The organism is Bacillus cereus group sp. RP29 (assembly GCF_040459765.1).
GTDB lineage: Bacteria > Bacillota > Bacilli > Bacillales > Bacillaceae_G > Bacillus_A > Bacillus_A paranthracis.
Genome location: NZ_JARVHN010000001.1, coordinates 4,169,919 through 4,193,886 on the forward strand (window position 1 = coordinate 4,169,919; position 23,968 = coordinate 4,193,886).

Here is a 23,968-nt window from a genome sequence, read left to right on the forward strand (position 1 = left end):
ATATAATATAACAATTGTGAATATAGTTTTTTGTTTTTTTGTTAAAATTTTTAATAAAATGTTTATTTTTTTATTTTTTTGTAAAGGGATACGTTAACATTGCTACCATCATCTTGCAATCAGACCTTTAATTGCGTATAATTTTCAAAAAATTAGTTCTAGTACATATTATAGCTTTTATAGTATAATAATTCTAGTAATATTTTGACGGAGGGGAACATTTTGAATAAAGTTTTTTTTCATACTTGTATACTAATTTTCATAGCGATAATTGCTTCTAGTATTGGCGCATTCCTCGTTTCATCGCATTTTTTGTTGAATTTTGTCAACATCTCTTTTTATATTGCACTATTTTTTATTCTTACAGGCGGTTTTTTATTCATATTTCAAAATGGATTTTTTAACGTAACAATTTACGCATTCCAAAGAGTATTTGGTACGAACAAAAAAATCGACTCTTTAATTGAAGAAGTAGAGGAACCTGTCGATAAGAAAGAACGTATTTATAAAACATATTCATTCAAATGGACGTATCCAATTTGCATTACCGGTATCGTTCTTGGGTTGTTCTCGACCTTCATTAGCTTTACTATTTTGATGTAGTTTGCAAACACTATCCCATATGATATAATAATCTGCAAAACATTTTGTTATAAAACTTTAGTTCTTTCATATTTAAAAGAGCTCAGGTAACAATAAATAAATTTATATGTATGCGATGATAAAGAAGAGTACATATTGAGGCAATTTCAGAGAGCTTGTGGCTGGTGTGAACAAGTAATTGTACAGTATGGAATGGGCTTTTGAGCTCCAAACCGAACCGAAAGTAGTAGGCTTTGGCGTTATATCCAAACGTTATTATGGATTAGAGAGATTTCACAGTAGTGAAATAATTAGGGTGGTACCGCGGTCCATTCGTCCCTATAGTTTTTTGGGATGAATGGGCTTTTTTGTTTGCCTTCTCTTCCCTATCACGCATTCAAATTTAGGAGGAATTACTTATGTCAGTTATCTTTTCTGGTATTCAGCCGAGTGGAACGATTACACTTGGAAACTATTTAGGGGCTATGAAGCAATTTACAGAGCTTCAAAACGAACACGACTGTTATTTCTGTATTGTAAATCAACATGCGATTACAGTGCCTCAAGATCCCGTCGGGCTTCGTAAAAACATCCGCAGTCTTGCTGCACTTTATGTAGCATGCGGTATCGATCCTGAAAAAGCTACGTTATTTGTACAATCAGAAGTACCGGCACACGCTCAACTAGGATGGATTATGCAATCAGTTGCTTACGTTGGAGAATTAGAGCGTATGACGCAATATAAAGATAAAGCGTCAGGTAGAGATTCAGTACCAGCTGGATTACTAACGTATCCACCATTAATGGCTGCTGATATTTTACTTTACAACACCGAAATCGTGCCTGTTGGTGATGACCAAAAGCAACATATGGAATTAACACGTGACCTAGCAGAGCGTTTCAACAAACGCTTCCGTGAAGTATTCACAATTCCTGAAATCCGTATTCCAAAAGTAGGAGCTCGCGTTATGTCACTAACAGAGCCTACGAAAAAAATGAGTAAATCTGATCCGAATCCAAAATCAATGATCAGCATGCTTGACGAACCAAAAACAATTGAAAAGAAAATTAAGAGTGCTGTAACTGATTCTGAAGGTATCGTGAAATTTGATAAAGAAAACAAACCTGGCATCTCTAACTTATTAACAATCTACTCTTCATTCTCTGGAAAAACAGTTGAAGAAATTGAAGCAATGTACGAAGGAAAAGGATATGGCGACTTCAAAGGCGACTTAGCGCAAGTAGTCGTAGAGGCAATTCGTCCAATCCAAGACAAATATAACGAACTAATCAACTCACCAGAACTAGACGAAATTCTAGACAAAGGTGCCGAAAAAGCAAACCGCGTCGCATTCAAACAACTACGCAAAGTAGAAAACGCAATGGGACTAAGCAGAAAACGTAGGTAACATATAAAGCGGAGGCGACTGCTTAGCCCTGACGGCTAAGGTTCTTTCCCACAGAAGGTGCTTTTTACCTTCTTGTGGGGAAGGTTCTTAGACGCGAAGGGTTAGGAGCCGGAGCTAGATTACATATAAAGCGGAGGCGGCTCGTTCAGCTCTGACTGGCTAAGGTTCTTTCGCATAAAAGGCGCTTTTTGCCTTCTTATGCGGAAGGTTCTTAGACACGAAGAGCTTGCCGCTGGAGCTGGATTTTATATAAAGCAGAAGCGGCTCGCTTAGAATGTGAGGGGGATGGAGCTCCTGACGTAGAGGCGTTTTTTGCCTCGCAGGAAGGCGCGAAGCCACCGAACATTCTTGCCGCTGGAGCTAGACTACAACAAATAAAAAAAACCGCCGATTGGCGGTTTTTTAATTTACCTTTTGCTCGTTTTCCATTTCCCATAACTTTTCAAAAAATGGCTGTCCTTTTACGAGACGCTCGCATAATTGTTCGTGCTTCTCAGACCAACCTGTTTTCGCTTCATCATACAGCTTAGCCCAAATATCTTCAAATTCCATATGTTGAACCATTCCGTATGCTGATGGATCCCACTCTGTGAACCAATAGCGAATTTCCGCTGTGTTTTTCGTTGTATGTAATTGATCTAACGCCATAAATAGTAATTGTTTAAGCTGTCTTTCTTTACGAGTTAAGCCATTCATAATGAAAGGTGATGGTGATAAAATATGATGTTCTTTTTCCATTTCTTCTACTTGGAACTCATACTTTTCTGCTTGTACGTTTTCTACCATCTCATATACCATCTGCTCTTGGCGCGGTATAAGTCTGCTCTTTCGAATCGGTACGTTGTAACCAATTGTGTCGATTGCAATAATTCCTTTTCCATCTGTAACTACAAAGCAATACTCTTGCTGCAAACGTTCATGATTTTTACGAATATAAGCCTTATGATGTACGTCTTCCAACATTTTTTGCGGAAGCTCTAACAATTCGTTCTCGATGTAATGATATAATGTGGAATCTACTTTTAATAATGGCACTTGATCTAATAGCTCAATCGTATCATCTTTCCGCCATTCGTAAAAATGACAAACGTTATACCCATTTTCTTCACCTTCAAACCAATTTACCCATACATCATGTAGATATAACATTCACTACCCCTCACTTCACTACTGTTTGTATCCATCATTATGTTCAATTTTTCTTAACTTTATTCCACCTAAGGAAATATATTCTAATTATTATTTTTTCTTCTATTAATACTAAAAAAACAGGAAAGAGAGCTCCTGTTTTTTTATATATGAAATGTTTTTGCTTTATTCAATATTTCTTTTGCATCTATAGGTAATAAAGAAAGTGTATCTTCTCCTTCCAAAGTTACACAATCTTTGACAATATGAAATCCAAGCGCATAGCCAAGCATCTTCGGATAAGAGTGAAATCCATTTAATAAGATGTCGTGCTCCCTTGTTCCTCGCTTTATACTTATTCTTTCATATACAACGTTTTTCCAATAATATATAGCCTCTTCTTTTGAAAGATACGTCGTCCACGGTGCATTGTTTTTTTCTGAATATCTTTCCGTTACCGCTTGCTCAGCTAACCCTTCCATAATCATCGTATCAAGTAATGTATATTCCGTTTCTTTCGTCTCAATTTGATGCAACCTGCATATATGATGATATTCATGCGCCAATAGCACTTTTAATTCTTCCACCGAATTCCGTCCACATACGAATAAGAAAATAACGTGACGCATAGATAATCCAGCCCTGCCGTTATACTCTTCTTGTACAGTTCGATTATAGGAATCTGATAATAGAATAAAGACAGGGACATCTGGACCTTTTAACCAATTTTTCAGTTTCTCATACTCTGCACGTAACTCTTTCCAAACTTCCTTTTTCTCTAACTCTTTAATTTCTCGTTCTCCTCGCATAACAGGGCGATACATACCTTTAGAAATTAAAAAGCGATACAACCTTTCTTTTGGCAGCGGGATATACTTCGTAAACTTCTCACACAGCTTTTCTGGCCGTCCATAATATAGATGTAACCACTCAGCAGTTTCAACAACCCCCATCTTTATCCCTCCTTTTTCTTATGTATATGCAAAAAGAGAAAAAGACGTAAAAATAAATAAGGAGTTTTTTCGCAATATATCGCGAAAAAACTCCTTATCTCATCTATTATTTATACGCTTTAAATACTAATACTGCGTTATGACCACCGAATCCTAATGAATTACTTAACACCGCGTTTACTTCTTGATGTCTCGCATTATTCGGTACGTAATCTAAGTCACATTCTGGATCTGGTGTCTCATAGTTAATTGTTGGAGGAATTACTCCATCTGTAATTGATTTAATAGAGAAAATCGCTTCAACAGCACCAGCTGCCCCTAATAAGTGACCTGTCATTGATTTCGTTGAGCTGATTGCTACTTTATACGCATGCTCACCGAACGTTTCTTTAATTGCCATCGTTTCATACTTTTCATTCGCATCCGTACTTGTACCATGCGCATTAATGTAATCAATATCTTCTGGCTGTAGACCTGCATCCGCTAAAGCTTGACGCATTGCGCGCACGCCGCCTTCACCGCCAGGAGCTGGCATTGTAATATGGAATGCATCACCAGTTGCACCGTAACCAGCGATTTCCGCATAAATGTGAGCACCACGAGCTAATGCGTGCTCTAATTCTTCAAGAATTAAAATACCTGAACCTTCACCCATTACGAAACCACTACGGTTTTTATCGAATGGACGGCAAGCTGTTGCTGGATCTTCATTGAATGTTAATGCTTTCGCTGAGCTAAATCCTGCGAATGCCATACTTGTTAACGGCGCCTCTGCCCCGCCCGTAATCATTGCATCAGCATCACCACGCTGAATTGCTTTAAACGCATCACCAATTGAGTTTGCACCAGATGCACAAGCCGTTACAGAACAAGTGTTAATTCCTTTTGCTCCTGTTGCGATTGATACTTGGCCTGCTGCCATATCTGGAATCATCATCGGTACGAAGAATGGGCTCACGCGGCGCGGGCCTTTCTCAGTAAAAATCTTAAATTGTTCTTCGTATGTTTCCATACCACCAATACCAGAACCAATCCATACACCAATTCGAGGTCCATTTTCTTCTGTAATCTCAAGCTTTGCATCTGCAACTGCCATTTTCGCTGCTGCTACTGCATATTGTGTAAAGCGATCCATACGACGCGCTTCTTTTTTATCAATATATTTCTCGACTTCAAAGTCGTTAATTTCTGCTGCTACTTTTGCTGGAAATAGTTCCGGATCAATTCTTGTAAGTCGTCCGATTCCAGATACACCCTTTTTAATGTTTTCCCACGCTGTTTCAACATCTGTACCGACCGGTGTAACAGCTCCTAGTCCTGTAATTACGACCCTCTTTTTTTCCATACAAAATACACTCCTTTTTTTCTCTCAGTCCTTATTTACCCCAACGAAGAGCGACTGCTCCCCATGTTAATCCGCCGCCAAAACCAACAAGTATAATTAAATCACCATCTTGAATACGTCCGTTTTGCAATTCCTCTACCATTGCAATCGGAATGGAAGAAGCTGATGTATTACCGAACTTCTCAATTGTCATACTCATCTTTTCTTGTGGTAAATTTAATCTCTCTCTTGCAGATTCCATAATACGAATATTCGCTTGATGCGGTACTAAGAAATCCACATCTTCTTTCGTAAGACCAGCTTTATCTAGAACGCGAAGACAAGAATCCCCAAGTTGACGAACAGCAAATTTAAAGACTTCTCTGCCATTCATCATAACATACTCATCTTGATAAAGATGCTTACCGCCACTTCCGTCCGCTCCTAATTCGAAAGATAGAACGCCTTTACCTTCTGAAACAGCTCCCATTACGATCGCACCGGCTCCGTCTCCAAATAGTACTGCTGTATTTCGATCGTTCCAATCTACAATTTTAGATAGTTTATCACTACCAACTACTAGTATATTTTTATAAGTTCCCGTTTGAATAAATTGCTGCGCTGTAATCATTCCGTACATAAAACCAGCACACGCTGCACTTAAATCCATTGCAGCTGCATGTTTTGCGCCAATTGCTTCTTGAATGACACAAGCCACTGCTGGAAAAGCACGATCCGGCGTTACTGTTGCTACTAAAATAAGATCGATATCCTCTCCGCTAACTCCTGCATCTTCAAGCGCTTTTTTAGAAGCCTCTACGGCCATATATGAAGTATCTATTGTATCATCGGCAATGCGTCTTTCCGCAATCCCTGTTCTCGTACGAATCCATTCATCGGATGTATCCATTATTTTCTCTAAATCGTGATTTGTGACTACTTTTTCCGGCACATATCTTCCGATCCCTAAAATGCCCACGTTCACATCGCAGCCCTCCGTTTTATATCAATTATTATGACTTGGTACTAATTTTAAAACATAAATGTATTTTTGTCTAGAATATATTTCTGCTAAAACATAAAGCGAACGCATTATTCACCTTATTGTTTATGAAAAGGAACGGAAACATACCTTTCCCTGTTCTTTCGAAATATAAAAAAGCCCGAACCGTTTCTACTTACAGTTCAGACCTCTCTTCCATCTAAATTTTTATTCTTGATCTGGTTTTCTCCCCCCAGGCGAGAATAAAAAAAGGCCCTGACCGCTTCTATCCACGGTTCGGGCCTCTCTTCCATCTCAAAAGATGCTTTTTATTCTTTTTATGCTTTTTATTCTTGATCTGCTTTCCCAAGCTCATATGCTTCGTTCATAACTTTCATCAATAACTCTAATACTGGTTGAGCTTTCTCCATATCAAGCGCAATTCCATTATCATCTAAAATGGCCTTTGCTTCTGGTAAATGCTTCATTGCGATTTGTAAAAATTGCATGCTTTTCTCATTCATATTATGTTCTTCCTCTCCATTAAAACTTTCACATACATAGTGTAACACGCTCTCTATCCTTCGTATAACTCTTTATATTTTTTCATATGTGCCAATTGTTTATTTAAACCGTATTCTAACGGAGTATTTCTTTTTATCGAAATAACCTCTACTGTTCCATCTCTTTCTTCCAGATTCTCTTTTTTCACTTTATCCTCTGCACGTAAAAGGTTCATACCTTTTTTCCATAATGATTTTTTACCACTAAGTAAATTATATATACCGAGATATTCCTCGTTCATGCCATTTTCCCATAAGTATTCACATACATCTTCAACGTACAGTAGATCACTGGCGTTTTCCTCACTTGTATAATGGCACTCTTTCTCACCCAGTTCTGATAACATGAGCTGATGATACATCATAAAAGATGGTTGCCATGGCCCATATAATGTAGGAACTCGAAATACACTATATTGTACCTCTCCTTTTTTCAATCCTTCTTCCACTTTCGCAAATAGACGTTTATTTTCGGACTCATCTACGTTTCCTACTTCAATAGAAGAAATTAGATTTAACTTCACTTTATGTTCTTCACACAGTCTTATCATTCGCTTTAAATACTGTAATATAACTCTTTCATTTCGAAAGCCACTTTGTTGGTTAGGCTCATACAGACAAAAGTAAACGGCATCAAATTTCTCTTCCTCTACGGATCTCCATCCGTCTTCATCTCTTATCGAATAATACGTAAATAACGCATTTCGCCCAATTAACAATAACTTCTCTTCATTAATTTTTGTCATACTATCGAATTCATCAAAATCAAGACCATATACTTCTACTTCTTCTGCAATCATTTTATTCACAAGGTGATAACCTACAAACGTAAGTGCACCTATAATTAGCACGCGTTCCATACCACCCACCCTTTCTCCTTGAAACAAATAGCTCCTCATTTATGTATATGGGAGCTTCACAATTCTTCTTCATATTTTTTAAAGAAATCAGTCGTTTGCCTAACCATTTTATATTTCACATCTTGCAGATGGAATAAGACAGAAGTATCGCATTGGTTCAATTGCCTCATTTTCTCGTATTTACGTAGCAACTGTTTTCTTCCTCTTTTTTCTTGTGTTGATACAAAAATTTTAACAGGTACACAAGACGGAAGAAGCGTAAATGATTTCTTATTTATTTTCGATTCTAATTCTTCTTCTTTAGCATCATACGCTAAACTTAATTCCTTCAAGAGTCTCTTGTAAAAAAATTTATGCTCTTTCTCAAACTCCACATATTCTGGTAAATCTAAACACGGATTTAACATAATGACAGAACGTATACATTCAGGGTATTTGTTCATCATTTCAAGTGCTACAAGTGCCCCCATACCATCTGCCATAATGTGCATTTTCGCATTCAATGTCTCTTTTCTCAGAACAACGTCATATAGGCGTTTTGCTAGACGAACAGATTGATCGTTTCCCCAATGTCTTCCGTATAAATTAGAAGAAAAGACCGTATAGCCTTCCTCAATAAGGCCATGTAAAAAATAAGATCTACCCGCATGCTGTGTCCATAAACTTGTACCATTCTCAATAAAGTAGTTGTAATCACCTAGAAGCATGACAGAAAATCCATTTGGCTTCTCCGGTAAATAAATGACACATGGTTCTTTTTCTAAGTAAAAAAAACGTTCCGTAATACTCATTTTTCCCCCGCCTTATTTTCTAAACGTATAAAAGTACTCTTTTATAATGTATGAACGGAATGCAAATTTGCGTTGAAAAATCTACAAATATTTTTCTATATTCTTTTTTCAATTGTGTTACAATAAGGACAGATTGAACGAATAGAGGTGTAAAATATGCGTTTCATTTGGGCATTAATTTGGTCGTTCTTGCTTGTACATATGATGAGCTACGTAATCGGCTCTATGACTGGCGGTACATACGATTTTAACCAAGCGTCTATTTTCTCAGTTGTTCTTGCGGTATTCGTACTAGCAATTGCAGCTGCAATTCCAAACGAGCCAGTAGAACAACACTAAAAAAAGAGTCCGGATTTTATCCGAACTCTTTTTTGTTTTACTTCACATGAACGACTAATTCGTTATTTTCTACATCAACAACTACATGACTATTGTCAGTAATCGTTCCTGCAATTAATTCTCTCGCTAATTTCGTCTCAACTTGACGCTGTACATATCGTTTTAATGGACGAGCTCCGTACATCGGATCGAAGCCAGCTTCGACAACAAACTCTTTCGCTGCGTCTGTTAATTGTACCGTAATATGACGGTCAGCTAAACGGCCTTGTAATTCTTTTACAATTTTATCAACAATACCTTTAATTTCATTCGTTGTAAGAGGTTTGAATAAAATAATTTCGTCGACACGATTTAAAAACTCTGGTCGGAAATGTCCTCTTAATTGCCCCATGACAAGTTCTCTTGATTCCTCTTTAATTGAGCCATCTTCTTCTAATCCATCTAATAAATGAGCAGATCCAATATTTGACGTCATAATAATAACTGTGTTTTTAAAGTCTACTGTACGTCCTTGCGAATCTGTAATGCGTCCGTCATCTAACATTTGTAATAAAATGTTGAATACTTCTGGATGTGCTTTTTCGATTTCATCTAACAAAATAACAGAATACGGTTTACGTCTTACTGCTTCTGTTAATTGACCGCCCTCTTCATATCCAACATATCCAGGAGGTGCACCAATTAAGCGTGACACAGCGTGTTTCTCCATGTACTCAGACATATCAATACGAATCATTTGCTCTTCACTATCAAATAAAGACTGCGCTAACGTTTTTGCAAGTTCTGTTTTACCAACACCAGTCGGTCCTAAGAAGATGAAGGAACCAATTGGACGGTTCGGGTCTTTAATACCAGCACGAGCACGAAGAACTGCGTCTGATACTAGGCTTACCGCTTCTTCTTGTCCGATAACACGCTCTGATAAAATTTGCTCTAATCGTAATAATTTCTCACGTTCACCTTCAACGAGTTTTGCGACAGGAATACCAGTCCAGCGTGAAACAATATCAGCAATCTCTTCTTCACTTACTTCCTCACGTAATAAACGATTTTCTTGTTTATTATTCGCGCCCATTTCTTCTGCTTCTTTTAACTCTTTTTCAATTGCAGGAATTTTTCCGTGGCGAAGTTCCGCTGCTCTATTTAAGTCGTAATTACCTTCTGCTTCTTCTAATTCACGGCGCAGACGCTCTAAATGTTCACGTAAGTCACGAACTTTGTGAATATCTTCTTTTTCTTTCTCCCATTTGACTCTCATGCCACTTGCCACTTCTTTTAAATCCGATAATTCACGTTGCAATGTTTTTAGACGTTCTTGGCTACCAAAGTCTTTCTCTTTTCCAAGAGCTGCTTCTTCAATTTCCAGCTGCATAATGCGACGCGTTACTTCATCTAATTCTGTTGGCATAGAATCAATTTCTGTACGAATTGTTGCGCACGCTTCGTCAACAAGATCAATTGCTTTATCCGGTAAGAAACGATCCGAAATATATCGATCTGATAAAACTGATGCTGCTACAATTGCGCGGTCATGAATATTTACACCATGATAAATTTCAAAGCGCTCTTTTAAACCACGTAAAATGGAAATTGTATCTTCAACAGTTGGTTCTTCTGCTAATACTTGTTGGAAACGTCTTTCTAGCGCTGGATCTTTCTCAATATATTTACGATATTCATCTAACGTCGTCGCCCCGATACAATGCAGTTCACCACGCGCAAGCATCGGTTTTAACATATTTCCTGCATCCATTGCGCCTTCTGTTTTACCAGCGCCGACGATTGTGTGAAGTTCATCAATGAATAATAAAATGCGTCCTTCACTCTTTTTAATTTCATTTAATACAGCTTGGAGACGCTCTTCAAATTCACCACGGAATTTCGCTCCAGCTACAAGCGCACTCATATCTAATGCAAAGATTGTTCTATCTTTTAATCCTTCAGGTACATCCTTTTTCACAATACGCTGTGCTAACCCTTCAACAATTGCTGTTTTACCAACACCTGGTTCACCAATTAAAACTGGGTTGTTTTTCGTTTTACGTGAAAGAATGCGGATTACGCGGCGAATTTCACTATCGCGGCCGATAACAGGGTCAATTTTCCCCGCTCTTACTTCCGCTACTAAATCACGACCATATTTTTCTAACGCTTCATAAGTTGCTTCTGGATTTTGACTAGTCACTCTTTGATTCCCCCGAACTGTCATTAAAGACTGTAATAAGTTATCTTTCGTAATATGAAATCTTGTAAATAATTGGTTTATATCGCCTTTTTCTTCAGTAAAAGCAAGTAATACATGTTCCACTGAAATGTAATCATCTTGCAATTTCTCTGCTTCTTTTCCTGCTCTTACAAGTAGTTGTTGCAGAGCACCTGTTATATATAATTTACCTGCTTCTGCACCGCTCCCCGTTACGGAAGGCTTTTTCTTAATTAAATTTTCGGCGCCTTGTTTTAATGCTTCTATATCGACGTTCATTTTTTGAAAAATACGTACTGCTAACCCATCTTGCTCTTCTAATAATGTAAACAAGAGATGAACAGTATCTACTTCTTGATGGTGATGAGATACCGCTAAAGATTGGGCACTCATAATCGCCTCTTGTGTTTTTGTTGTCATTTGATTTAAGTCCATCTTTACAGTCCTCCAAATGTTTGACTTTCTTTGACCTTTGATTTGATTATACGCCAACTGACTTTTTTATACAATAATTTTGCTTATGTATTTTCAAACTTATTATTTGAAAAAGAAAAAAGGAGCATTCATGATACAACTGAAAAATATACGGTAAATGAAATTAAAATGTGTAACGACAAAAAAGCCGCAATAACGATTGCGGCTCCTGTTACGGTTTTCTTTTATACGTCCACTGACGGTTATGATTCGTGTTATCTGGAAACTTGTCACCAGCAGTTAGTTTCACCATTTGCGGGTCTTTTACCATACTTCCCGTTTCACCAATTTCTACGTAAATGCCATCATTCGGCGCTTTTTGTCCAGAACGAAACCTGCGATTTTGTCCCATTTCCATTCTCCTTCCATGACGTCTTTGCCTCATTAGTATATCCATTTTAAAAGAAAGCTTTTCTGTCATGTTTAGGAAACAGGTACTACATTTCGTTCTTGTACATATACATGAATGACACAAGCTTAAAGCAGGGATTTCTTTCCTATTTGTAGAAAAAAAAGAAACCAACCTACTATAGGCCAGTTTCAAAGGAGAGTCAAACATATACGAGAAGATTACATGTTCATTATAAGCCTCATCATACGAGAAATGTAACCCTTTTCACAATTTGTCCATAATGAAAGAAACATTGTTTGAACTTTCTAAAAAGATGTTGACTTTTCTTAATTTCCAACGAGAAATAGTAGACACCGCAGCACATTGCGACGTAAGATGGATATATAGTGAACTTTCCATCTTTGGTGGTCTCACCCAGTATAACCTCTTATTTCTGCAGATTAAAAACGGAAATACAGATAAAAACAAAAAAATATTATAAGAGGTGAAATTATGAACAAACAACATTTAATCGCACTAGACTTAGACGGCACTTTATTAACAGACAACAAAATAATTTCCACTCGAACGAAACATACAATTGCAAAAGCAAAGGAACAAGGACATATTGTTGTTATCTCAACAGGACGTCCATTCCGCGCTAGTTATGATTACTATAAAGAACTTGGTCTAAATACACCAATCGTAAACTTTAATGGCGCTTACGTACATCACCCTCTTGATTCAAAGTGGGGCACACATCACTCTCCTCTTGAGCTAGCAACAGCGCAAGAAATTGTCCGGGCTTGCTTTGATTTTGGCGTAAAAAACATATACGCTGAAGTAATGGACGATGTGTATGTACGTGAAATTGATGAAGATAAAAAACATATTTTCGAATTCGGTTCTCCAAACATTTTTACAGGAGACTTATTAAATATTTTAAATGATCATCCAACTTGCTTATTAATTGACGCACATGACGAGCATTCCAGTGCAATTCGTCAACATTTAACTGATATGCACGCTGAAGTAATCGACCATAGAAAGTGGGGCGCACCTTGGCCGATTATTGAAATTGTAAAAAGCGGATTAAATAAAGCTGTTGGACTACAAAAAATTTCTAGTCATTATAACATTCCACAAGAGCGAATCATCGCTTTCGGTGATGAAGATAACGACTTTGAAATGATTGAATTTGCTGGTCACGGCATCGCAATGGGAAATGCCATCCCTGAATTAAAATCACTCGCAAACCATACGACGCTAACGAACGAAGAAGATGGTATTGCACTATATTTAGAAGAGGTTCTTGGGTTGTAATCTAAAAATTCCCTGCTTATAGTTTCTCGCCAAACGCTCATACTATCATTAGACGCACAAGTTAGCGCGTCGATTGTTTTCAGCTAAATAAAGGGGGTTTTTCGAATGGGTAAAAAGAACAAATCAAAACGTTTTATCCAACAAGGAGCCGATGCTGTTATGAAGCATGATGCAAGATTCCCGTACCGAGGTACATTAGCTGAGGCAGAAAAAGCGAGAAGTAACTCTTCTTTTGGAGGGGTCTAAATGGGGAACTTACTATTTCAACAAGCTAGAGATGCTGTTGCAAATGCTGTATCTTGTTCAAGCGGCGTCGAGCAACAAGATCTCGTATATAGAGCAAAAAATGCTTTGCAATCCGCTTACGCAAATTCTTCAACTGCTGAAAAAGTTCAGCTACGTGAAATGCAAGAGCAGTTGCAAAACATTACGAATGCACATTAAAAAAGAGGACCAGCTTTGGTCCTCTTTAATCTTTTCGAAACAATCCGAACACCCCAACTGTTTGCAGTACGTTTGTAAATGCACCTGGGTCCACTTGTTTAATAACCCTCTCCAATTCGTACAGTTCGTAACGGGTAATAACAATCATTAACATTTCCTTATTTTCATTCGTATAAGCACCAGTTGCTGGTATAGTTGTAATCCCCCTCACTAAGCGTGAGTGAATCGCCTTTCGTACATCCGCCCCATTCTTCGTAACGATTAATGCCGTAATCTTCACATGACGCGTATGAATTGCATCGATGATTCGCGTTGACACATACAAAGTCACTAAAGTATATAATGCTTTTTCCCATCCATACACATAGCCGGCAGCGATAATGATCAGTGCATTAAAGAAGAAAAAATACGTACCGACAGGCTTGTCTTTAATCTTTGATAAAATCATGGCGATTATATCTAAACCACCTGTAGAAGCCCCCCACTTCAACGCAATCCCTACCCCGATTGCTGAAATAAGCCCACCAAAAATCGCATTTAATATGATGTCGTTTGAAACTGCTCTAACTGGAATAATTTCTAAAAACATAGTCATAAAGATAACGCAAAGAAAACTAAAGAAAGTAAAGGCCTTTCCAACCTTTTTCCATGCTAAAATAACGACTGGAATGTTAAACAAGCTAAATAATACCCCGGTTGATATGTGAATAGATAAAAAATCACCTAATATTTGTGATAGCAATTGAGACAATCCAGCAAAGCCACTTGCATACACTTTCGCTGGCGTTAAAAATAAATTCATTCCAATCGCATTTAACAAACCTGCGACGATTACAACGATTAACTTCTTTATAAGTTCGGTATAATTCAACTTCAAATCCATTTCCAATCCACCTTCATTATTCATGAATACACTGCTATACATAGTCTTTACGAAAAAGGAAATGATAAACGTACAACGTTTAGAAATGGAGTTGATACATATGCCACATACGAGTGATAACGACAAAAAAGCACGCGATAACAATGCAAAACGCGCGCAAAAAAATGAGCAAGAACAAAAGAATATAGAGCAAGGTAAGCGTGCTTATTCCAAAAAGACCGATCACCTTTGATCCCATCGTACATCAACAATATTGTTGATGTACTTTTTTTACATTTCACAGGAAAAAACATTAAAAATTCACTTCATGTTCACTTCTATATTCTACAATAGCGATAACATATTCGGATGAGGTGTTAGCATGAGAGGAAAACACATTTTCATTATTACTGCACTACTAAGTATATTAATGCTATCTGCTTGTGGACAAAAAAACGACTCAGATACAGTCGCTACAGCAACCGACTCAACCATTACGAAGAGCGACTTCGAAAAACAGTTGAAAGATCGTTACGGAAAAGACATGCTGTACGAAATGATGGCGCAAGACGTTATCACGAAAAAATATAAAGTATCTGACGATGATGTAGATAAAGAATTACAAAAAGCAAAAAATCAATACGGAGACCAATTTAAAAACGTATTGAAAAACAATGGTTTAAAAGATGAAGCTGATTTCAAAAATCAAATTAAGTTCAAACTTGCTATGAATGAAGCGATTAAGAAAAGTATTACAGAAAAAGACGTGAAAGACCACTATAAACCAGAAATTAAAGCAAGCCATATTTTAGTAAGTGACGAAAATGAAGCGAAAGAAATAAAGAAAAAATTAGATGCTGGTGCTTCATTTGAAGAACTAGCAAAACAAGAATCGCAAGACCTACTATCAAAAGAAAAAGGCGGAGACCTCGGATATTTCAATTCAGGTAGAATGGCACCTGAATTTGAAACTGCTGCCTATAAACTAAAGGTCGGACAAATTAGCAATCCCGTTACATCACCAAACGGTTATCATATTATTAAATTAACTGATAAAAAAGAATTAAAACCCTATGATGAAGTGAAAGACTCTATTCGCAAAAACTTAGAAGAAGAACGTATCTCTGACCCTATATTCGGCAAAAAACTATTGCAAAATGAATTAAAAAAAGCAAATATTAAAATAAACGATAGTGAGTTGAAAGATACGTTTACTCTTGTACATGAGCAAGGGAATTAAAAAAGCACCACCTTATAGGTAAAATATAAGGTGGTGCTTTTTATTTCCTTTATTTCTTAAAGTACGTCCAACCTTCTTCTTGGTAAACCTTTTCTTCTTTCATCAACTTACCAAGTGCACGCTTAAATGCAGCTTTACTCATATTGAAACGTTCTTTAATGTCTTCTGGATAGCTCTTATCCCAAAACGGCATTGCTCCGCCTCGTTCTTCCATATATGCATAAATCACTGCAGCATCATCTTCCATTCCTTCTTCTTTACGAGGAAGAAGTGAAATGTTAATTGTACCGTCATCTTTTACATCAATAATTCGTCCCGTTACACGTTGACCGATGCGAACTTGTTCTTTTCTTTCTGTATGATGTAAAAATGCACGGAAATGCTCATCTGTTAATACGAACGAACCAACTTGAAGTGAACGATACACACGTCCGTTTACGTTTTTATTACGCATAGATGGTGTCGCATCTACAACGATTTCTTGCATATCACTATCTCTTGCCGGAAGAGCAATTAAACGATCACGATTCGTTAATTTTAACGTACAATATAATTCATCTCCAACTTCAGGCCATACTGGCATATAAATTGGGAATTCATCAGCTGGAATTAGTATATCTTTTGATACACCAATATCAACAAACACACCTAAACTAGGAATAACTTCTACAACCTTTACCCAGTTCCAATCATATGTTGTAATAATTGGCTCCTTCATCGTTGCCGAAATACGATTTTGGTGGTCAAGGTATAAGAATACATCAATCGTATCGCCTTCTTCAATTTCTCCAGCTACTTCATTTTTATGTAGGAAAATTTCTTCTTCTTCATTTCCAACCATATATCCAATTTCCGTTTCGCGTAAAACAGTTACCTGTTCAATCGATCCTATTTGTAAATACATATTTTTTTAATTCCCTTCTATATATATAAAATGAACTTTTTAACTTTTTATATTTTTATCATTCCAAACAAAAGTTAATTATAACACGATTTTCTCTTTATTTGTCCAACTGCCCAAAATTCACTATAATAAAATGAGGTTACATCATTATAAGTATGAAAACACTTAAGTCTAAGCTCGTTTTCAGCTATACTTTAGTATGTACAGTACATAAAAAGAGTAGAAATTTATTTGGAGGTGCTAACTATGGCAAAAGATAGTTCTTTTGACATCGTTTCGAAAGTAGAATTACCTGAAGTAACAAACGCAATTAACACTGCATTAAAAGAAATCCAAAACCGATATGACTTTAAAGGAAGTAAAAGTGATATTAAACTTGAAAAAGAAGTACTTGTTTTAACTTCTGACGACGAGTTCAAATTAGAGCAAGTAAAAGACGTTCTTATTTCTAAACTCGTAAAACGTAACGTTCCAATTAAGAACTTAGATTACGGAAAAGTTGAAGCGGCAGCTGGTAACACTGTTCGCCAACGTGCAACACTTCAACAAGGTATCGATAAAGATAACGCGAAAAAAATTAACAACATCATTAAAGAAATGAAATTAAAAGTAAAAACACAAGTACAAGATGATCAAGTACGTGTTACAGCGAAAAGCCGTGATGACTTACAAGCAGTTATCGCAGCAGTTCGTAGCGCTGATTTACCAATTGACGTACAATTTATTAACTACCGCTAAAAAGAAAAACATCCTCTATGTAGAGGATGTTTTTCTTTTTAGCGGGTAGAAACAATATGACGAAGCCAAGAAGGTATTTGCAGTGAAAATTGCTGAGCGAACAGTGTTTATTCATGCGAATATCTTACAGGTGACCGCGTCGTTAGACTAGGTACTAGGTCTCATTGTAGAATTTTTTTATACATGGAATTGAGCATGTCCTTTTAAAAATAAGGAAAAGACACCTTAGAACATTTCCCTTCAACTTAAAGCACTTTCTTTATCAATTGAATCCCAAACCAAAATCCCTCTCCTACTCAAGCGTAACAATTTATGAGTATAAGAATATTTTCCACCCTTCAATGTAATGTAAAATTAATAAGGAATCTTATTCCATGAAAAAAGTTAATTATAAAAGAGTTAGAAGTGGTTATTTGAAGAAGTTAATATTATGTTTTTTATTGGCTATACTCTCTCTAAATATTACAGGATGTTCTAATAATATAACTACACTAAAGGATAAATCTAATTGCATTCACAAAGCTTGGTACAAAAAAACTACGTTATGTACTAATTTAAAGAAACACTAAATAGTTGATGATAAAGCTCATAAAAAAACACTTTAAGTTGCATTCCTCTTACTTGAACCATCTTAATTTTAATATGGAAGGAAGAGAAGTATAAAGTGTTAATAAGAATGCAAATTTCAAAATAGAAAGTACGTTAAGTAAACTTTCATTAAAAAATTCATATTAAGTAATAATATTTTAGAATCAAGTTTATAAAAAATATTAAGAGGTTTATAAGTGTAAAACCTACAGGAACTTTTCCTGTGGGTTTTATTGTACTATAAGTAGTTATTTAGCAATTATGTTTTTCGAAATATTCTTCTTTAATTATTTGTAATTTTTTTTCGTTTTTTGTTAATTCAAATATAAATAACGCTGTTTTCATGTTATCAGCAACTTCTTCTTTATTAGATTGTTCAAGCTTTAGTAAATTCGAACCTTTTTCATAGTATAGTTCACCCAATAAGTATAAAGTATTTAGATTAATAGCTAATTTGATACCCTTATCAATGTATTTTTTTGCTTCTTCGTATTGATATGTGTAATTTAAACATTTTGCTAAATTATAAATGATTTTTAATTTAATTTCTTTATCTCTAGGAAAATCTAACTTATCAAAATTACTTAAACATCTTTTTAATATATTAATGCTCTCTTTATATTCTTTATTTTCTGCATGAAATATAGCCATTGTCTGCATAATATCTATTTCTCTCTCTGTTAAAAAATCAATATTCGTTACAGTTATTTTTAATGCATTATTCAAAAGAGTTAAAGCTGTTTTTATTGAGTTATTCACACGATATATAGCAATTGCTTCATGCCATATTAGAAATTGTTTATCTTCTTTCATTCGAAAATTATTTAAGTTTTTTTCTTTTGTTACTATTTCATAAAGCTCTTTATATTGATGTTGTCTTATGCAGTCTTTCATTACGCATTTTACATTTTCTATATATTTTAATTTTTTGTTTTGAGTTAGTGCAAATATATTATTTGGATCAATACCAAGCCTTTCTGATAATTGATATAACAATATGCTAGATGGATAAATCACACCTTTTTCAATCTTGCTAATTTGACTTTGTGAACATATTCCATGACATAATTCGGATTGTGATATATTTTTTTTCATTCTAAGTTCTTTAATGGTAATACCCAAATCGTAAAATTCCATTTTTCCTCCTCAAATATAGCCCTCAATGAGTAACAAAATACTTTTCACCCTTTAATGTAATGTAAAATTAGTATATTTTCAATTATTGTTTCTTCTATCGATTTTTTTACTTCTTTGCTCAGTTGCATTTCGAGGTGAGAGTCTTACTTCAAAGAAAAACAGACTAGGGAGAAAGTTTTCTCCTTAGCCTGTCCCACCGAACAAATTCCCCATCGTCACTGTTATCCCCAAAATACAGAATTACGAATACGATAAGAAGACTTGAACATCTCACCTCATCACGCACTTTTAATTGAACACAAAAGAGAATATCCCCTTATTTCCGCTTCTTTTTAACCACAATTAAAAAAGCAATAAACAATACGTTCACACCGACGATTAAAGAAATAAATAGCCAATTCACACCTGTTTCCCCGTTAACTTTATACACATTTGATTCTTCACGCTTTAAAACGAGATAAAATTTTCCGTTTTCTTCTCTTATAATTTCATCTTCTAACAATCCCCTTAGCTCTTGTTTTTCACCAATCGCACTTGCAGGTAAAGCAACTTTTTGTGTTTCTTTCGTATTATTAATCGCTACTACTGTCACTTCATCTTTATACTTTCTCTTTAGTACACTCATTCCATCTTTATCGTATAGAAGCTCAAACGTACCGCGGCGTAAAGATGGTCTCGCTTGTCTAAGCTCACCGAGTTTCGTTATATGTTGCATAAACTTTTCATCTGATTTGAAGTCCATTAATCGTCTATTATCTGGCGTACCTCCTCCATCCAATGCAATTTCAGTTCCGTAATAAAAATTCGGAATACCTGGTGTTGTTAATAAATATGTAAGAGCTAGTTTCAAACGAGATGGTGGATAATTCATATTCTCTTTTGCAATACGAGCAAATCTTTTTGTATCTTGATTATCTAAAAATGTAGCGGCTGCTCCGTCTTTTTTACTTACATCATATAAAGGTTTCACCGATACGTCCGCTTTGGAAAACGCATCTACTATTTTTTCGTTGTATTCACTATCTTCTTTTGTCATAACTCGAAAATCTTTCTTTATCACTTGCATATCTTTTTGCACATCATCCCAAAAAGCAGGCGATTTTTTTTCACTATGTATTACATAACTTGCATCTAAATCAACTTCTTTGATCCACCATTTCATCGAGTCGATTACTTGTTGTTCGTTTTCTCCAAGCGGAAATTGAAATACAACTTTCATTCCTTTTGCATGAGCTTCTTGCACAAGTTCTTTCACATCATTTTCTGTTCCGAAATGTTCATTTACCTTCTGAAAATTGCGCACGTCTAACCCATCGTATTTTACACTTTCAAAAAGCGGCGAAAGCATAACAGTAGTAAATCCCATTTTTTTTATGTAATCCATTCTTTTTATAATACCTCTTATATCTCCGCCCTGATATCCTTCTAAATTGCCAACTTCTAACTGTTTGTCATTTTTCGGTTCCCCATTATTAAAACGATCAATCATAATAGAATATATAACTTCGTCTCGCCACTCTCTTTTTTCGTCTGCAAATGTATGTATTGGTACAAACAAAACGACAGCTAAACAAAAACAAATGAATAGTTTCCTAGTATGTATTTTCCCCACACGCATCCCCCATGTATTTTAATTGTAAGAATATTATACCAATTATCCAAACGAATCGCATACGTTGATTTCATTCTTATCAAATTAATACATGTTAGGTTTCCTAACATTACATATAAATTTTTCTGAATTTTTAGTTGATTTTTCTTTTTATTTCGAATATGATATGAAACATAACAAATCGATGTTATTTTTTCTAACATTATAGGAGGAGAGAGAATGAATACAGGAGATACAGTTTTTATGTTTGTAGCGACAGTAATGGTCATGTTAATGACACCAGGATTAGCACTTTTTTATGGAGGTATGGTTCGCAGTAAAAACGTACTCAGTACGACAATGCATAGTTATAGCGCAATGGCTATCGTTTCGATTCAATGGATTGTAATTGGTTATTCTTTATCATTCGGACCAGATTGGCACGGACTTATCGGCACATTCGATTGGTTCGGTTTAAACGGAGTTAGCTACGCACCAAATCCAGACTACTCATCTACTATTCCTCACAATTTATTTATGATGTTTCAACTCATGTTTGCTATTCTAACCCCCGCTCTAATTTCAGGAGCATTTGCCGAAAGAATGCGATTTTCAGCTTTCCTTATTTTCATCCTTCTATGGACAACAATCGTTTACAATCCTGTCGCTCATTGGGTATGGGGCGTTGGTGGATGGCTAAGAGAACTTGGCGCATTAGACTTCGCTGGCGGTAATGTCGTTCATATTACATCTGGCGTGGCTGGCCTCGTATTAGCTATTTTCCTTGGAAAACGCAAAAACATAAACGGTTCGTCTCCTCATCATTTACCATTTACGATGTTAGGCGCTGGGCTGCTATGGTTCGGCTGGTTCGGTTTTAACGTCGGAAGCGCATTATCTTTAAACGACGTAGCTTTAACTGCATTTATTAATACAAATATAGCCGCCGCTGCCTCTGCATTAACTTGGATGCTTTCAGAATGGTTCTTCCAATCAAAACCGACTGCGATGGGAGCTGCTTGCGGCGTTGTTTCCGGTCTAGTCGCTATTACACCAGCTTGCGGGTTCGTTACACCTTTCTCAGCTCTTCTTATCGGAGCAATTGGCGGCGTATTATGCTTCGGAGCGGTCTTTTTCTTAAAAACAAAATTCGGATACGACGATACACTCGATGCATTTGGATGTCACGGCATCGGCGGAACTTGGGGCGGCATTGCGACAGGACTATTTGCAACTACTGCAGTAAACGGCGATGGCGCTAACGGATTATTTTACGGAAACGCCGCGTTACTATTGAAACAACTTGTAGCAATCGGCGCAACATATGCATTCACAATTATAATGACGTACGCCATTATTAAAGCAATTAACTTCTTCCTCCCTGTCCGGGTAGATGAGCACGAGGAACATATGGGACTTGATATTTCAATGCATGGAGAGAAAGCTTATGAATATACTGAGCGAGTGAACTAAAAAAGAGATGCAATCTATTGATAGTAGATTGCATCTCTTTTTTGCATTTATCGGCACTGCATACCCCAGCTAGTATTCCTGTAAATATATCAGCGATTATTTCAATATATCGACGTTTCGACACGATATATCGATTTACCAACAAATTCCGACATAACGAAACTGAAGAATACCCGCGTGTAACTTTACATAAACAAAAAAGACGACCGTTTCATAACAGTCGTCTTTTCCAATTTATTTCGGAGCATTTCCTACATATTGCGTAATATCAACGTTTAATGCTTGCGCTAAACGCATACCGTACTCTTGATCTGCACGGAAGAAGTTACATACAGCTAGTAATTTCGTACGTTCATTTACGTCTTTTAAGTCATTTGTTAAGTTTGCAATTAAGTTGTCTTGCTCTTCTTTAGAGAATGAACGGTAACGCTCACCCGCTTGTTTGAAATCATTTGGTTTGTCAATTTTTTCACGAGATACGTAGCCTTCTACTTTCATAGTTGAATCGCGGTAAGCTGGGTCTTCAACTGGATTTTCAGCATGACGGCTCGGTTCATAGTTAATTGTAGATGGGTTTTGATTGATTTGCATCGCACCATCACGTTGTTGATTATGAACAGCTGCGTATGGACAGTTTACAGGAATTTGTAAGTAGTTTGCACCAAGGCGGTAACGCTGTGTATCTGGATAAGAGAATAAACGACCTTGTAATAATTTATCTTCAGATGGTTCAATACCATTTACAGTTGCACTTGGAGAGAACGCTACTTGTTCTACTTCCGCGAAGAAGTTTTTCGGGTTACGATTTAACGTCATTGTCCCTACTTCCATTAATGGGAAACGATCTTCTGGCCATACTTTCGTTGGGTCCAGTGGATCAAAGTCTAAAGAATCCATTTCATCTAGTTGCATCACTTGTACGTGTAAATCCCATTTCGGGTAATTTCCTTTTTCGATTGCATCGAATAAGTCACGAGTTGCATGGTTGAAGTCTTTTCCTTGTACTTCTTGCACTTCTTTTGCACTTAAGTTACGTACACCTTGCTGTGGTTTCCAATGATATTTAATGTAGACGATTTTACCTTCCGCATTAATCCATTTAAATGAATGTACACCGAAACCTTCCATTTCACGATAACTTGCTGGTGTACCGTAATCAGAAAATACCCATGTCATCATATGTGTAGATTCTGGACTTAACGTCATGAAATCCCAGTAACGATCTGGTGTTTGAATATTTGTATCAGGTGCTGGTTTTAAAGAATGCACCATATCAGGGAATTTAATTGCATCACGAATGAAGAAGACTGGTAAATGGTTACCTACAATATCGTAATTTCCTTCTTCTGTATAAAATTTAACAGCGAAACCGCGCGGATCACGTGCTGTTTCAGGAGAACCTTGACCATGAATAACCGTTGAAAAACGAACAAACACAGGTGTTTCAGTTCCTTCATTTTGTAAAAATGCTGCTTTCGTATATTTCTTCATGCTGTTTTTCGTTACGAATACACCGTGAGCACCTGCACCACGTGCATGCACAACACGCTCTGGAATACGTTCACGATCAAAGTGAGCCAATTTTTCTACTAAATGATAGTCTTCTAATAATACCGGTCCACGGCGACCAGCTGTACGAGAATTTTGGTTATCTCCGACCGGAGCACCTTGGTTTGTTGTTAAGCGATTATTTGGATTCATCTAGGGGGATCCTCCTCTTTCTTTCATA

General features: G+C 36.4%; 25 protein-coding genes and 1 other annotated feature. Of the genes, 11 read left to right on the forward strand and 14 right to left on the reverse strand.

The window, feature by feature from the left end; genetic code table 11:
- Nucleotides 1–222 precede the first annotated feature (222 nt).
- Nucleotides 223–603 carry a DUF3899 domain-containing protein gene (locus QCI47_RS22090; RefSeq protein WP_001044989.1) on the forward strand — a complete coding sequence of 127 codons (381 nt, stop codon included), beginning with the start codon at nucleotides 223–225 and terminating at the stop codon, nucleotides 601–603.
- Nucleotides 604–709: 106 nt separating this feature from the next.
- Nucleotides 710–926: a binding site (T-box leader), on the forward strand.
- A gap of 75 nt (nucleotides 927–1,001) precedes the next feature.
- Complete coding sequence (gene trpS, locus QCI47_RS22095; protein WP_000110985.1) at nucleotides 1,002–1,991, forward strand: tryptophan--tRNA ligase; 990 nt, start codon at nucleotides 1,002–1,004, stop codon at nucleotides 1,989–1,991.
- Between the two features lie 402 nt (nucleotides 1,992–2,393).
- Here the strand turns inward: trpS and QCI47_RS22100 are convergent, their stop codons facing one another.
- From QCI47_RS22100 to QCI47_RS22130, 7 genes are all read right to left on the reverse strand, one after another.
- On the reverse strand, nucleotides 2,394–3,140 hold the full coding sequence (locus QCI47_RS22100) for a YjbA family protein (protein ID WP_000966137.1): 747 nt from the start codon (nucleotides 3,138–3,140) through the stop codon (nucleotides 2,394–2,396).
- Between the two features lie 143 nt (nucleotides 3,141–3,283).
- Entirely contained in the window at nucleotides 3,284–4,072 is a 789-nt protein-coding gene (locus QCI47_RS22105) for a DUF2268 domain-containing putative Zn-dependent protease (protein WP_000539323.1), read from the reverse strand.
- 106 nt (nucleotides 4,073–4,178) lie between these two features.
- The gene (gene fabF, locus QCI47_RS22110; protein ID WP_000412651.1) at nucleotides 4,179–5,417 is read right to left on the reverse strand and encodes a beta-ketoacyl-ACP synthase II; all 1,239 of its coding nucleotides are present in this window, start codon (nucleotides 5,415–5,417) and stop codon (nucleotides 4,179–4,181) included.
- A gap of 31 nt (nucleotides 5,418–5,448) precedes the next feature.
- A complete protein-coding gene (fabH, locus tag QCI47_RS22115) occupies nucleotides 5,449–6,381 on the reverse strand; it encodes a beta-ketoacyl-ACP synthase III (RefSeq protein WP_001100541.1) in 933 nt (310 codons plus the stop codon).
- 344 nt (nucleotides 6,382–6,725) lie between these two features.
- Nucleotides 6,726–6,902 carry a ComZ family protein gene (locus tag QCI47_RS22120; RefSeq protein ID WP_009879752.1) on the reverse strand — a complete coding sequence of 59 codons (177 nt, stop codon included), beginning with the start codon at nucleotides 6,900–6,902 and terminating at the stop codon, nucleotides 6,726–6,728.
- A gap of 53 nt (nucleotides 6,903–6,955) precedes the next feature.
- Nucleotides 6,956–7,828 carry an NAD-dependent epimerase/dehydratase family protein gene (locus QCI47_RS22125; RefSeq protein ID WP_061131540.1) on the reverse strand — a complete coding sequence of 291 codons (873 nt, stop codon included), beginning with the start codon at nucleotides 7,826–7,828 and terminating at the stop codon, nucleotides 6,956–6,958.
- 29 nt (nucleotides 7,829–7,857) lie between these two features.
- The gene (locus QCI47_RS22130) at nucleotides 7,858–8,592 is read right to left on the reverse strand and encodes a lipase family protein (RefSeq protein WP_000028699.1); all 735 of its coding nucleotides are present in this window, start codon (nucleotides 8,590–8,592) and stop codon (nucleotides 7,858–7,860) included.
- Nucleotides 8,593–8,748: 156 nt separating this feature from the next.
- On the opposite strand from QCI47_RS22130, the gene QCI47_RS22135 reads away from it, so the two are divergent.
- Nucleotides 8,749–8,931, forward strand: a complete 183-nt coding sequence (locus QCI47_RS22135; protein ID WP_001211114.1) for a YjzD family protein — start codon at nucleotides 8,749–8,751, stop codon at nucleotides 8,929–8,931.
- 37 nt (nucleotides 8,932–8,968) lie between these two features.
- Here the strand turns inward: QCI47_RS22135 and clpB are convergent, their stop codons facing one another.
- Together clpB and QCI47_RS22145 are read right to left on the reverse strand one after the other, a co-directional pair.
- Entirely contained in the window at nucleotides 8,969–11,569 is a 2,601-nt protein-coding gene (gene clpB / locus QCI47_RS22140; protein WP_353811951.1) for an ATP-dependent chaperone ClpB, read from the reverse strand.
- 211 nt (nucleotides 11,570–11,780) lie between these two features.
- Nucleotides 11,781–11,960, reverse strand: coding sequence for a YjzC family protein (locus QCI47_RS22145; protein ID WP_000531418.1), 180 nt, complete (start codon nucleotides 11,958–11,960; stop codon nucleotides 11,781–11,783).
- Between the two features lie 280 nt (nucleotides 11,961–12,240).
- On the opposite strand from QCI47_RS22145, the gene QCI47_RS22150 reads away from it, so the two are divergent.
- The 4 genes from QCI47_RS22150 (at nucleotide 12,241) to QCI47_RS22165 (ending at nucleotide 13,706) form a co-directional block, all read left to right on the forward strand.
- A complete protein-coding gene (locus QCI47_RS22150) occupies nucleotides 12,241–12,441 on the forward strand; it encodes a hypothetical protein (protein ID WP_353811952.1) in 201 nt (66 codons plus the stop codon).
- An 11-nt stretch (nucleotides 12,442–12,452) separates the two neighbouring features.
- Entirely contained in the window at nucleotides 12,453–13,262 is an 810-nt protein-coding gene (locus QCI47_RS22155) for a Cof-type HAD-IIB family hydrolase (RefSeq protein WP_001041235.1), read from the forward strand.
- A 105-nt stretch (nucleotides 13,263–13,367) separates the two neighbouring features.
- Nucleotides 13,368–13,508: a hypothetical protein gene (locus QCI47_RS22160; RefSeq protein ID WP_000516816.1), complete on the forward strand. Its 141-nt coding sequence runs from the start codon at nucleotides 13,368–13,370 to the stop codon at nucleotides 13,506–13,508.
- Entirely contained in the window at nucleotides 13,509–13,706 is a 198-nt protein-coding gene (locus QCI47_RS22165) for a DUF3813 domain-containing protein (RefSeq protein WP_000527400.1), read from the forward strand.
- 25 nt (nucleotides 13,707–13,731) lie between these two features.
- Here QCI47_RS22165 and QCI47_RS22170 read toward each other — a convergent pair whose 3' ends face one another.
- Nucleotides 13,732–14,589 (reverse strand): YitT family protein, encoded by an 858-nt coding sequence (locus QCI47_RS22170; RefSeq protein WP_000364453.1) that lies wholly within the window; start codon nucleotides 14,587–14,589, stop codon nucleotides 13,732–13,734.
- A 100-nt stretch (nucleotides 14,590–14,689) separates the two neighbouring features.
- Here QCI47_RS22170 and QCI47_RS22175 point away from each other — a divergent pair, with 100 nt between their 5' ends.
- Nucleotides 14,690–14,821 carry a DUF3941 domain-containing protein gene (locus QCI47_RS22175; RefSeq protein WP_001120845.1) on the forward strand — a complete coding sequence of 44 codons (132 nt, stop codon included), beginning with the start codon at nucleotides 14,690–14,692 and terminating at the stop codon, nucleotides 14,819–14,821.
- A gap of 129 nt (nucleotides 14,822–14,950) precedes the next feature.
- The gene (gene prsA, locus QCI47_RS22180) at nucleotides 14,951–15,808 is read left to right on the forward strand and encodes a peptidylprolyl isomerase PrsA (RefSeq protein WP_001214230.1); all 858 of its coding nucleotides are present in this window, start codon (nucleotides 14,951–14,953) and stop codon (nucleotides 15,806–15,808) included.
- A 49-nt stretch (nucleotides 15,809–15,857) separates the two neighbouring features.
- Here prsA and QCI47_RS22185 read toward each other — a convergent pair whose 3' ends face one another.
- Nucleotides 15,858–16,712 (reverse strand): CvfB family protein, encoded by an 855-nt coding sequence (locus QCI47_RS22185; protein ID WP_000281266.1) that lies wholly within the window; start codon nucleotides 16,710–16,712, stop codon nucleotides 15,858–15,860.
- 246 nt (nucleotides 16,713–16,958) lie between these two features.
- On the opposite strand from QCI47_RS22185, the gene QCI47_RS22190 reads away from it, so the two are divergent.
- A complete protein-coding gene (locus tag QCI47_RS22190) occupies nucleotides 16,959–17,450 on the forward strand; it encodes a YajQ family cyclic di-GMP-binding protein (protein WP_001040153.1) in 492 nt (163 codons plus the stop codon).
- An 840-nt stretch (nucleotides 17,451–18,290) separates the two neighbouring features.
- Here QCI47_RS22190 and QCI47_RS22195 read toward each other — a convergent pair.
- Both QCI47_RS22195 and QCI47_RS22200 read right to left on the reverse strand, forming a co-directional pair.
- Nucleotides 18,291–19,175 (reverse strand): helix-turn-helix domain-containing protein, encoded by an 885-nt coding sequence (locus tag QCI47_RS22195; protein WP_074540100.1) that lies wholly within the window; start codon nucleotides 19,173–19,175, stop codon nucleotides 18,291–18,293.
- A 316-nt stretch (nucleotides 19,176–19,491) separates the two neighbouring features.
- A complete protein-coding gene (locus QCI47_RS22200) occupies nucleotides 19,492–20,793 on the reverse strand; it encodes an alpha-amylase family glycosyl hydrolase (protein WP_050552161.1) in 1,302 nt (433 codons plus the stop codon).
- Nucleotides 20,794–21,006: 213 nt separating this feature from the next.
- On the opposite strand from QCI47_RS22200, the gene QCI47_RS22205 reads away from it, so the two are divergent.
- Nucleotides 21,007–22,239 carry an ammonium transporter gene (locus tag QCI47_RS22205; RefSeq protein WP_163072768.1) on the forward strand — a complete coding sequence of 411 codons (1,233 nt, stop codon included), beginning with the start codon at nucleotides 21,007–21,009 and terminating at the stop codon, nucleotides 22,237–22,239.
- 234 nt (nucleotides 22,240–22,473) lie between these two features.
- Here the strand turns inward: QCI47_RS22205 and katB are convergent, their stop codons facing one another.
- Nucleotides 22,474–23,940, reverse strand: coding sequence for a catalase KatB (katB, locus tag QCI47_RS22210; RefSeq protein WP_220778908.1), 1,467 nt, complete (start codon nucleotides 23,938–23,940; stop codon nucleotides 22,474–22,476).
- Between the last annotated feature and the right edge of the window lie 28 nt (nucleotides 23,941–23,968).